The organism is Streptomyces sp. NPDC028928 (genome assembly GCF_055564915.1).
Genome location: NZ_JBVHVI010000025.1, coordinates 1 through 11,382 on the forward strand (window position 1 = coordinate 1; position 11,382 = coordinate 11,382).

The window sequence follows — 11,382 nt, forward strand, 5'->3', positions numbered from 1 at the left end:
CCCCCCCCCCCCCTCCCCCCCCCCCCCCCCCCCCCCCCCCCCCCCCCCCCCCCCCCCCCCCCCCCCCCCCCCCCCCCCCCCCCCCCCCCCCCCCCGCTGCGGGGGGAAGCACCTGAGCGATCTGTTACGACGGGGGAATCGCGTCAGGCACTGCGGGGGGTGGCCGAGATGGTCCTCAGGTCGGACTCCTCCGGCTCGGACAGCCGGTGGTCCCGCTGGTCCAGGTTCACAAAGATCATTCCGTACCGGATGGCACACCGCACCGGCTGTGGCGCACCGCGCGGCTTGCGCAGGCACCGGAACGCCCGCACGTCACCGTCCTCGTCCCGCGTGACCACGACCGGCTCGCCGAACACGGTCACCATCAGCGAGTCACCGCTGTGGGGGATGGCGGTGACCAGGTCGATGAAGTGCCAGCCGGAGCGGTAGGCGGTGGCCATTTCACGACGGAAGGAGCGGTCGTCGGGTGGAGTTGTCACATCAGCTCCCAGAACCGTTGGCCGTTGCCACGGGTTCGACAGCAACGGCCACCGCCGGCCACTTCGTATCCGCTCGCACATCGCCCTTCGCCGCAGAATGACCACTCAGCGCGCTGAGCGTTATGACGGCGGACACAGTGGCGACAAGCACCGAGCGAAGCGCCCTCGTACCCATAGTCGACTTCGTCCTCACTTGAAGGTCCCCTCTTCCCCCGTCGAGTACGACGATGGCTCATTCAGCCACGTCATGGCCACACAATCGGTGCATCATGTTCCTGCACGTTCAGGACCCTGGGGGGTGGAGATTTGGTAGCAAATCGGTCAAGAGTGACACATCCCCATGCGGAGGTCGCGATATGTGAGGAGGGCAGCCGACTTTATACGACCGCCCTCCGTGCCGGACGCATCACGCGTACAGACGTGGAGTCGGCCCCCTGCCTGATGGAAATGGCTCTGCTCCACCCTGATCCGGACGACCCCGACTGGCTCCGCCCCGTGCCCCCCGCCGTGGCCCTGGCTCAGCGTCTCACCCCCATCGAGCGCGAAATCGCCGAGCGCAGGCGGTGGTCGCTTCGGCTGTCCGAACTCTTCGAGCCGTTCCTGGCCCTGAGCACACAGTCCGCGTCGGTCACGCACTCCATCACCGTGCTGGAGGGCAGTGACCGGATCAACAACGCCCTCAACGAGGCGACGGCCCAGTGCCAGACCGAGGTGCTCACGGTGCAGCCGAGCATCCGCTTCACCGAGCGCAACGTCCTGCAGGGGCTGGAGCGCGACAAGGCCCTGGTGGACCGTGGCGTGCGCATCCGGACGCTGTATCAGCACACTGTCCGCTACAACCTGGAACAACTGGCCTACGTCGCGCAGCTCGCCAACGGCAAGGTGGAGTACCGCACCATTGACGAGTTGGTCGAGCGCCTCATCATCTGCGACGAGTCCGTCGCCTTCATCCCTGCCCGCGATGACCAGAAAGTAGCGCTGGAACTCCGCCATCCCGGACTCGTCCGCTATCTGCTCAAGGTCTTCGAGTTCATGTGGGGCCGAGCCGTCCCGCTGAGTGCCGGAACCCCTTACGAAACCGCCCCCGACGGCATCACCGAGATCCAGCACTCCATCGCCAAGCTCCTGGTCGAAGGCCACGTGGACGAGGCCATCGCCCGCCGCCTCGGCATGAACGTCCGCACCTGCCGGGCCCACATCGCCAAACTCGCCCAGGCCCTCGGCAGCGGCAGCCGCGCGCAACTCGGCTACCTCATCGCCCAGTCCGGCATCCTCGACCGGGACCACTGAGGCGGCGTCTCATCGGGCGGTCGGGGGCTTACGATCCGGACCGGTGAGGGCGGGACGGTGGCCGTCGAGTCCGACCTGGGCGATGCGGACGCCGAGTTGGGTGCGGCTGGCCGCGCCCAGGGTCTCCGAGAGCCGGGCGATGTGGGCCCGGCAGGTGCGGACGCTGATGCCGAGACGTTCGGCGATGACGGCGTCCTGGTGGCCCTCCGCCAGCAGCGCGGCGATGGACTGCTCGCGGTGGGAGATGCCCTCGATGCCCGTGTCCGGCAACGGCGCCGTGAGGGGGATCGCCAGGCGCCAGAGGCGTTCGAAGACCGTCACCAGGTACGCGACGAGGGCGGGATGGCGTAGTTCCAGGGCCATCGTGCGGTCGGCGTTGGCGGGGATGAAGGCCACCGTGCGGTCGAAGAGGATGAGCCGGTCGATGACCTCGTCCAGGGTGCGGGCCTCCACCGTGTCACCCATCAGCTCCAGGTAGTTGAGCAGGCCCTGGCCGTGCCGGGCGACGTGGGTGTAGAGGTCCCGCATGCGGACGCCCCGGCCGCGCAGGGCGAGCGCCCGGTGCAGGCCCTCCGTCAGCTCCGCCTCCCGCCGGATGCCCCCGGGCTGCACGGTGAGCACCTCTGTGGTGCACGCCTCGGTCGCCTCGTCCATCGCGGCCTGGATGCGGGAGAGGCCGTCCAGGACCCGGATGGCGCTGCCCTCGGCCGGTGCCGCGAGGGCGTTCTCCTGCCGGCCCAGGCCCGCGTACCACTCGAAGGCCGCCACCGCCGAGCCCACCCGCCGCTGGCTCGCGCTGACCTCGTCGTAGACGCCACGCAGCAGCCGGGTCATGACCTCCTGCGGGGAGGTCGGCACCAGCCAGTCCATGTCGTCGGGGTCCGGGTGCAGCAGGGCCAGTTCCAGCAGGCAGGGCACCGGTTCGGCGTCCGTGCGCGGCACCCGGCCCCGGCGTACGGCACGGGAGTACACCCGGTCCCCGGCCTCACACAGCCGGTCGGCACCGTGAGGGTGCTCCTCCGCCCCGCGCCCGGCCATCGCCCATTCCACCCCCGGTGTGCTGCCACTTCCGCAGCGCAACTATGCGCGGCGCCCAACCGGGTCCGCAACACGGCTCACTGCGCGGTGGCCACCGGAAAATCCGCTGTGCCCGGGTTTCGGTGCCGCTCCGCCCCTCGCACGGCGACAGGATGACGGAGCCGGGACGGACCGAGCCTGGCCGGCCGGCGCCGGGCGTCGGGGGCCGGAACTACTTGAGGCCGATCGCCGCGCAGGCCGTCTTGTACTTGGCGGTGCAGATGTCGCCGACGGTGTAGATGCCGTCCGCGATGACGGTGTCCTTGATGGTGCGCTTGGTGAGCGCGCTCACCTGGACCAGCCGGGCCGGGATGTCCTTGGCGGTGGGGCTGTCCACCCGGTCCTGGGTGAGGGCGTCGAACTGGATGTCCTTGCCCTGGATCTTGGTGACGGCCATCTGCGCGGCGGCCTCGGCCTCGTCCGGGTAGGACTTGTAGACGCTCATGTACTGCTCACCGGAGACCACGCGCTGCACGGCGTCCAGTTCGGCGTCCTGGCCGGTGATCGGGGGCAGCTCGGTGACGCCGGCCGCCTTCAGGGCCTTGATGACGCCGCCGGCCATGCCGTCGTTGGCGGAGTAGACACCGGCGATGTTGTTCTTGCCGATCTTCGCGATGGCCTTGGCCATGTTGGCCTCGGCGTTCTCCGGCTTCCAGTCGGTGGTGTCGAAGCTGTCCGCGATGTCCACCTTGCCGTTCAGCTCGGAGAGCGCGCCCTCCTTGAACTGCTTGGCGTTCGGGTCGGTGGGCGAGCCGTTCATCATGACGACCTTGTCGGAGGTGTCGACGCCCGATCCGAGGGCCTCCAGCAGGGTGCGGCCCTGCACCTCGCCGACGAGTTCGTTGTCGAAGGAGATGTACGCGTCGATCGGGCCCTCGGCGAGCCGGTCGTAGGCGATGACCGGAATGCCCGCGTCCTTGGCCTTCTTCACCCCGTCGGCGATGGCGTGCGCGTCGACGGCGTCGAGCAGGATGACGTCCACCTTGGCGTCGATCATGTTCTGCAGCTGCTCGGACTGCCGGGCGGCGCTCGCGTCGGCGTTGGCGTACTGCACCTTGCCCTGCTTCTTGGTGAGTTCGGCCACCTTGTCCCTGATGATGGGGTAGTCGAACTTGTCGTAGCGGGTGTTCGCCTTCTCGGGCAGCAGCAGGCCCACCGTGATGTCGTTGCCCTTCGTCGGGCTCGCGCTCGCGCCGTCCCCCGTCGCGTTCAGCACGCCACAGCCGGCGAGCGAGAGGGTCATCGTGGACAGGGCCACGGAGATGGCGATACGACGCATGCGGGGGCTCACTTCAGGTGCGTTTCCGGACGTGGGTGCTGCAATACGACCCAGGTGACTGAAAAGACAACGCTGAGCCCGTACCCGTCGTCAAGAAAAATCACTTAACGAGTGCGCAACACCACGCTCAGCTGCACCTGTGAAGGTCACGCGAAACACCCTTCAAGCACCCTTTACGGACCGTACATCCCAAGGGAGTTCACCGGTCGGGCAAAGACCCGTACAACCCACCCGGTTCCTCACGAGTCGTGATCACGGCGGCTTCGGGCCGCGCTCCGATTCGATCAGAGGACCGAATGAACTCAGCCAGACGTACGACCGCCGCCGCTGTCGTACTCGCCGCGTCCGGCGCCCTGCTCGGCGTCACCGTCCCGACCGCGTCCGCGGCGACCTGTGCCTCGCCGGTCTACACCCGGCAGTTCTTCGCGAACACGACGTTCTCCGGCACCCCGAAGAAGACCGACTGCGACAGCGCGGTCTCCGAGCAGTGGGGCACCGGCGCCCCCGCGGCGGGACTGCCCGGCAACAACTTCGGTGTCCGCTGGACCGTCACCCGCGACTTCGGCTCCGGCGGCCCCTTCGCCCTGGCGGTCTCCGCCCAGGACGGGATCCGGGTGTACCTGGACGGCACCCGCAAGGTCGACCTCTGGAAGAACGTCTCGACGACCCAGAAGAAGACCGTCGACGTCACCGTGCCGTCCGGCAGGCACACCCTCCGCGTGGACTTCGTGAACTGGACCGGCACCGCGAACGTCACCTTCACCTACACGCCCCGCACCTCCGCCGACGTCGACAAGGTCAAGCCCCTGGTGCCCACCGGGACCTCGGTCGCGTACGACCCCGCGACCGGCAAGGCCAGGCTCACCTGGGCGAAGAACAAGGAGATGGACCTCGCCGGCTACCGCGTCTACCGGCGGCTCCAGGGCAGCGCGTACGGCGCGAAGCCGCTGGCGACCACCACCGGCACCACGTACACCGACACCACCCTGCCGGTGACCGGCGCGACGTACTACTACGAGGTCCGCGCCTACGACAAGGCCGGCAACGAGTCGGCGGGCACCGCGGACAAGCCCGTCACCACCGCCGACCGGACCGCTCCCGCCGTGCCGGCCGGCGCCGCGGTCACCGACGAGTCCGAGCAGGGCGGCCTGCGCCTCGGCTGGAACGCCGTACCCGACGCGGTCTCCTACCGGGTGTACCGGGCGACCGGCGCGAGCGGCACCTACACCAGCCTCGGCAGCACCGACCAGCTCTCCTACCGGGACGCCTCGGCGGAGGTGGGCGGCACCTACTTCTACCGGGTGAGCGCCCTGGACGCGGCGGGCAACGAGTCCGCCCCGTCCGCCGCCGTCAGCGGCACACGCCAGGACGACACCCCGCCGCCCCTGGTCACCGGCCTGACGGCCACCCCGACCGAGTACGGCTTCGAGCTGAAGTGGGACCCCAACCCGGCGCCCGACCTGCACCGGTACGCCGTCTACACGGGCCGCATCCTGAGCGACGGCGAGGACCGGGTCTGCTCCGCGCAGGAGGACGCCTGGCTGATGCCCGACACCACCTCGTACCGGTACGACACGGTCGCGGACGGCGAGGAGCGCTGCTTCTTCGTGGACGCCTACGACACGTCCTGGAACTCCCGCTACAAGTGGACCCACGAGGCCGACGTGGTGGTGGCGACCGAGCTGGACACGCCGAGCGAGCCGACGTCCTGACACGGACGAGAGGGGCCCGGAAGTCCGGGCCCCTCTCGTCCTGCGAAGACGCGCGTCAGTCCTGCTGCTGCCGCTTCGGCCGCCACACCACCAGCGCGCTGGTCTGCTGGACCTCCTGGTACGGCACCAGGTCACGCCGGTAGGAGGCGTGCACGGCCGCCTCGCGCTGCTGCATCGCGGCCGCCGCGCCGTCCAGGGCCGCCTCCAGCTCCGCGACCCGGGACTGCAGGGCCGCGACCTGGTTCTCCAGTTCGATGATCCGCTTGATGCCGGCCAGGTTGATGCCCTCGTCCTGCGACAGCTGCTGCACCTGGCGGAGCAGCTCGATGTCACGGGCCGAGTAACGGCGGCCCCGGCCCGCGGTGCGGTCCGGGGAGACCAGGCCCAGGCGGTCGTACTGCCGCAGCGTCTGCGGGTGGAGTCCGGAGAGCTGGGCCGCCACCGAGATGACGTAGACCGGGGTCTCATCAGTCAGTTCGTACGGTGAAAACCCCCCGCGCTGACGGGGACGACGGCCGTCCATCACTCTCAAGCTCCCTTCGCGGCCTCGAACAGCTCCGCCCGCGGGTCCTCGCCCGCGGTCGCCTCGCGATACGCCTCCAGCGCGTCACGAGCCTTCCCCGACAGGTCCGTGGGAACACGCACCTCGACGGTGACCAGCAGATCGCCGCGGGTGCCGTCCTTGCGGACCGCGCCCTTGCCCCGCGCCCGCATCGTCCGGCCGTTCGGGGTGCCGGGCGGCAGCTTCAGGGTGACGGCGGGACCGCCGAGGGTCGGGACCCGCACCTCGCCGCCGAGGGCCGCCTCGGCGAACGTCACCGGCACGGTGACGGTGAGGTTGTCGCCCTTGCGCCCGAAGACCGGGTGCTCGCCGACATGGACGACCACGTACAGGTCGCCGGCCGGGCCGCCCCGCTCGCCGGGCGCGCCCTTGCCGCGCAGCCGGATCCGCTGCCCGTCGGTGACGCCCGCCGGGATGCGGACCTGCATGGTCCGGGACGACTTGGCCCGCCCGCTGCCCTTGCACTCCAGGCAGGGGTGCTCGGCGATCAGGCCGCGGCCCTTGCAGTCGGGGCAGGGGTCGGTGAGCGAGAAGCCGCCACCCGAACCCCGGGCGACCTGACCGGTGCCGACGCAGGTCGGGCACACGCTCGGCGTGCCGTTCTTGTCGCCGGTGCCGGAGCAGGCCTTGCAGGGTGCCTGGGAGGACATCCTGAGCGGCACCGTGGCGCCCTCGATGGCCTCCGTGAAGCTCAGCGTGACCTCGGACTCGATGTCCTGGCCGCGCCGGGGCTGGGTACGCGTACCCGCGGCACCACCGCGGTTGAACAGGCCCCCGAAGACGTCACCGAGTCCTCCGCCGAAGCCCCCGCCCTGGGCGGTGCCCCCGAAGAGGTCGCCCAGGTCGAAGTTGAAGGAGCCGCCGGCCGTGCCCGGTCCGGGGCGGAAGCCGCCGTTGCCGAACAGCGCGCGCGCCTCGTCGTACTCCTTGCGCTTCTTGGGGTCGCCGAGCACGTCGTTCGCCTCGGAGATCTCCTTGAAGCGCTCCTCGGCCCGGGCGTTGCCCTTGTTGGCGTCCGGGTGGAACTCGCGGGCGAGCTTCCGGTACGCCTTCTTGATCTCGGCCTCGGTGGCGTCCTTGGGGACGCCGAGGACCTTGTAGTAGTCCTTCTCGATGAAGTCCTTGGTGCTCATCCTCGACGTACCCCCTCTCCCGGCCTTCCCTCAGTCTTCACGTCAGCCCTCGTCCGGGCCACCGCTCTCCTTGTCGTCGGCCGCCGGGGTGGACTCCTCGGCGTCCTCGGCCTTGACGGTCTGCGTGCCGGGCTGCGGCTCGGCCACGGCCACCCGCGCGGGGCGGATGGTGCGCTCGCCGATGCGGTACCCCGGCTGCAGGATCGCCACGCAGGTCGTCTCGGTGACGTCCGGTGCGTAACTGTGCATCAGGGCCTCGTGGATCGTCGGGTCGAAGGGCTCGCCCTCCTTGCCGAACTGCTGCAGGCCCATCTTGGCGGCGACGGTCTCCAGCGACTCGGCCACCGACTTGAAGCCGCCGACCAGTTCACCGTGTTCCCGCGCGCGCCCGATGTCGTCGAGCACGGGCAGAAGCTCGGTCAGGAGGTTCGCGATGGCGATCTCCCGGACCGCGACCCGGTCCCGCTCGACCCGGCGGCGGTAGTTCTGGAACTCGGCCTGGAGGCGCTGGAGGTCCGCGGTGCGCTCGTCGAGCGCCTTGCGTGCCTGGTCCAGCTGGGCGACCAGACCGGCGTTCTCTGCGTGTCCGTCCCCGGCCGGGGCCGCCCCCTCCTCGGAGGCGGCCTTCGGCTCGGCGTCGTCGGAGGTGGCGCCGGAGGGGACGTCGGGCTTCTCCTCGAAGCCCGGGGTCTCCTCCGTCACGCGGCACCGTCCTTGCGCTCGTCGTCCACGATCTCGGCGTCCACGACGTCGTCGTCAGCGGCCTTGGCACCGCCGGCGGTGGCACCCTCGGGGCCGCCCGCGGCCTGCTGGGCGTCGGCGTACATGGCCTGGCCGAGCTTCTGCGAGACGGCCGCGACCTTCTCGGTGGCGGTGCGGATCTCGGCGGTGTCCTCGCCCTTGAGGGCTTCCTTCAGCTCGCCGACCGCGGCCTCGACCTCGGTCTTGATCTCGCCGGGGACCTTGTCCTCGTTGTCCTTGAGGAACTTCTCGGTCTGGTAGACCAGCTGCTCGCCCTGGTTGCGGGCCTCGGCGGCCTCGCGGCGCTTGTGGTCCTCCTCCGCGTAGCGCTCGGCCTCCTCGCGCATGCGGTCGACCTCTTCCTTCGGGAGCGAGGAGCCGCCGGTGACGGTCATCTTCTGCTCCTTGCCGGTGCCGAGGTCCTTCGCCGTGACGTGCATGATGCCGTTGGCGTCGATGTCGAAGGAGACCTCGATCTGCGGGACGCCACGCGGCGCCGGCGGCAGACCGGTCAGCTCGAACATGCCGAGCTTCTTGTTGTACGCCGCGATCTCGCGCTCGCCCTGGTAGACCTGGATCTGCACGGACGGCTGGTTGTCCTCGGCCGTCGTGAAGATCTCGGACCGCTTGGTCGGGATCGTGGTGTTGCGCTCGATCAGCTTGGTCATGATGCCGCCCTTGGTCTCGATACCGAGGGACAGCGGGGTGACGTCGAGGAGCAGGACGTCCTTGACCTCGCCCTTGAGGACACCGGCCTGGAGCGAGGCGCCGATGGCGACGACCTCGTCCGGGTTCACACCCTTGTTGGCCTCCTTGCCGCCGGTCAGCTCCTTGACGAGCTCGGCGACGGCGGGCATACGGGTGGAGCCACCGACGAGCACGACGTGGTCGATGTCGTTGATGGAGATGCCGGCGTCCTTGATGACGTTGTGGAACGGCGTCTTGCAGCGCTCCAGCAGGTCGGCCGTCAGCTGCTGGAACTGGGCGCGGGTGAGCTTCTCGTCCAGGTGCAGCGGGCCCTCGGCGGACGCCGTGATGTAGGGCAGGTTGATCGAGGTCTCGGTGGAGGAGGACAGCTCGATCTTGGCCTTCTCGGCGGCCTCGCGGAGGCGCTGGAGGGCCATCTTGTCCTTGGAGAGGTCCACGCCGTGGCCGGACTGGAACTGCTTGACCAGGTAGTCCACGACGCGCTGGTCCCAGTCGTCACCACCGAGGTGGTTGTCACCGTTGGTGGCCTTCACCTCGACGACGCCGTCACCGATCTCCAGCAGCGACACGTCGAAGGTGCCGCCACCGAGGTCGAAGACGAGGATCGTCTGGTCGTCCTTGTCGAGGCCGTAGGCCAGCGCGGCGGCGGTCGGCTCGTTGACGATGCGCAGGACGTTCAGACCGGCGATCTCGCCGGCCTCCTTCGTCGCCTGGCGCTCGGAGTCGTTGAAGTAGGCCGGGACGGTGATGACCGCGTCCGTGACCTTCTCGCCCAGGTAGGCCTCGGCGTCCCGCTTCAGCTTCTGCAGGATGAACGCGGAGATCTGCTGCGGGTTGAAGTCCTTCCCGTCCAGCGCGATCTTCCAGTCGGTGCCCATGTGGCGCTTCACCGAGCGGATGGTCCGGTCCACGTTCGTGACCGCCTGGCGCTTGGCTACCTCGCCGACCAGCACCTCGCCGTTCTTGGCGAAGGCGACGACGGACGGCGTGGTCCTGGCACCCTCGGCGTTGGTGATGACGGTGGGCTCGCCGCCCTCCAGAACGCTGACGACGGAGTTAGTCGTGCCCAGGTCGATGCCGACCGCACGTGCCATGGTTGATTCCTCCAGCTGACTTGAGTGGAACAGGCTCAAGTGTGCCCGAGGAGACCCGTCGGGTCAACAGACCTGAGTCAGCCAGACTCAACTCTTATCCGTTCCTTACACGCAAGTGCCCGCTGACCTGCGTAGACGGCGGCCGCCGCCCCTGCGGAACGGGAATCAGAAGGAGCAGGAGAACGGCGAGAACCACCCCGCCGGCCACCCAGAGCACCGCCCGCTCCCCTGTCCACCCGGTGTGCACGAGCACTCCCACGAGCACCGAGGAGAAGGAGCCGGCGCCGAGCAGCACGACCGACCCCTGCGGGGTGAGCCCGAGCCGCCGCAGCCGGTGCGCGAGGTGGTCCGGGCCGCGCCGCAGCAGCGGACGCCGGGCCGCCCCCCGGGCGAGGACCACCAGCAGGGCGTCGGCGGCGGCGACGGCGCCGAGGCAGAACACCACCGCCGCGCTCGGCCCGATGTCGTACCCCGCGCGCGTGAAGACGACCGCCGAGGACAGCACGAACCCGGTGAACAGCGAGCCGCAGGCGCCGAGGCCGATCCGCGCGGGATGCCAGTTGTGCATCAGGAAGCCGGTGAGGGCGGCGGCGACCACGCTCAGCAGCACCGCGAGGCCGTCCATCACCTCGGCGGCGGCACAGGCCCCGGCGCCGAAGGCGGTGACCACCCCGACCGTCCCGGCCAGCCCGTCGGCGTGGTCGAGCCCCTTGAAGGCGAGCGTGGCGAGGACGATCCAGCCGACGGCCAGCAGTCCGCCCGGCACACCCGTCTCGTCATACGGCACGACGCAGGCCGCCGCCACGGCCGTACCGGCGACGAGCACGCGCGCGCGGAGCCGCCACACGTCCGCCACCAGGCCCAGCCCGGCCACCCCGACGGCGGCCATGAGCAGCTCGCCGACCCCGTCCCCGAGCGGGGCGACCCGGGTCCACTCACCCATTCCGGCAACCAGGCAGGTGACGGCCACGACGGCGAGGCCGCCGAGGAGCGGCAGGGGCCGCTGCCGGCGCCGGTCGAGGATTCCGGCCCTCAGGGCGGGCAGCCGGAGCGCCGCCGCGAGCACGGCGGTGCAGAGCAGAGCGGCGGTGGCGGCGGCGATCCCGTAGAGCACGGCTCTAAGGTAGGGGCGAAAGTATCAATTCGGGATGAATAACACGATCGGATTGCCCGCAGAAGGGGGATGCAGGTCACCCTCAGCGACTCAGATCACCCCGCGCTCTGCTGCATCCCGAAGGAAGATGGGGGTAGTCTCAGACGGACTACATAAGTTACCGCTTAGTAATGTCGGCCGCCTCAGGAGCCCC

The 11,382-nt window shown here is 69.9% G+C and carries 10 protein-coding genes; 2 read left to right on the forward strand and 8 right to left on the reverse strand.

Annotated elements, in window-relative coordinates; translation table 11 throughout:
• Positions 1–143: 143 nt before the first annotated feature.
• A complete protein-coding gene (locus ACZ4U1_RS38505) occupies positions 144–479 on the reverse strand; it encodes a hypothetical protein (RefSeq protein WP_467908828.1) in 336 nt (111 codons plus the stop codon).
• 291 nt (positions 480–770) lie between these two features.
• Here ACZ4U1_RS38505 and ACZ4U1_RS38510 point away from each other — a divergent pair, with 291 nt between their 5' ends.
• Entirely contained in the window at positions 771–1,769 is a 999-nt protein-coding gene (locus tag ACZ4U1_RS38510) for a helix-turn-helix transcriptional regulator (protein ID WP_467908895.1), read from the forward strand.
• Positions 1,770–1,778: 9 nt separating this feature from the next.
• Here the strand turns inward: ACZ4U1_RS38510 and ACZ4U1_RS38515 are convergent, their stop codons facing one another.
• Together ACZ4U1_RS38515 and ACZ4U1_RS38520 are read right to left on the reverse strand one after the other, a co-directional pair.
• A complete protein-coding gene (locus ACZ4U1_RS38515) occupies positions 1,779–2,807 on the reverse strand; it encodes a helix-turn-helix transcriptional regulator (protein WP_467908829.1) in 1,029 nt (342 codons plus the stop codon).
• A gap of 211 nt (positions 2,808–3,018) precedes the next feature.
• Positions 3,019–4,125 (reverse strand): sugar ABC transporter substrate-binding protein, encoded by a 1,107-nt coding sequence (locus tag ACZ4U1_RS38520; RefSeq protein ID WP_467908831.1) that lies wholly within the window; start codon positions 4,123–4,125, stop codon positions 3,019–3,021.
• 296 nt (positions 4,126–4,421) lie between these two features.
• Here ACZ4U1_RS38520 and ACZ4U1_RS38525 point away from each other — a divergent pair, with 296 nt between their 5' ends.
• Positions 4,422–5,837, forward strand: a complete 1,416-nt coding sequence (locus ACZ4U1_RS38525) for a fibronectin type III domain-containing protein (protein ID WP_467908832.1) — start codon at positions 4,422–4,424, stop codon at positions 5,835–5,837.
• Positions 5,838–5,892: 55 nt separating this feature from the next.
• Here ACZ4U1_RS38525 and ACZ4U1_RS38530 read toward each other — a convergent pair whose 3' ends face one another.
• The 5 genes from ACZ4U1_RS38530 to ACZ4U1_RS38550 all read right to left on the reverse strand — a co-directional run bounded on the left by ACZ4U1_RS38530 (position 5,893) and on the right by ACZ4U1_RS38550 (position 11,189).
• Complete coding sequence (locus ACZ4U1_RS38530) at positions 5,893–6,360, reverse strand: heat shock protein transcriptional repressor HspR (protein ID WP_059255065.1); 468 nt, start codon at positions 6,358–6,360, stop codon at positions 5,893–5,895.
• A 5-nt stretch (positions 6,361–6,365) separates the two neighbouring features.
• Complete coding sequence (dnaJ, locus tag ACZ4U1_RS38535) at positions 6,366–7,532, reverse strand: molecular chaperone DnaJ (RefSeq protein WP_467908833.1); 1,167 nt, start codon at positions 7,530–7,532, stop codon at positions 6,366–6,368.
• A gap of 42 nt (positions 7,533–7,574) precedes the next feature.
• On the reverse strand, positions 7,575–8,234 hold the full coding sequence (grpE, locus tag ACZ4U1_RS38540) for a nucleotide exchange factor GrpE (protein WP_467908834.1): 660 nt from the start codon (positions 8,232–8,234) through the stop codon (positions 7,575–7,577).
• Positions 8,231–10,075: a molecular chaperone DnaK gene (dnaK, locus tag ACZ4U1_RS38545; protein WP_467908835.1), complete on the reverse strand. Its 1,845-nt coding sequence runs from the start codon at positions 10,073–10,075 to the stop codon at positions 8,231–8,233. The genes grpE and dnaK overlap by 4 nt, the downstream gene beginning before the upstream one ends.
• Positions 10,076–10,169: 94 nt before the next feature.
• The gene (locus tag ACZ4U1_RS38550) at positions 10,170–11,189 is read right to left on the reverse strand and encodes an MraY family glycosyltransferase (protein ID WP_467908836.1); all 1,020 of its coding nucleotides are present in this window, start codon (positions 11,187–11,189) and stop codon (positions 10,170–10,172) included.
• Between the last annotated feature and the right edge of the window lie 193 nt (positions 11,190–11,382).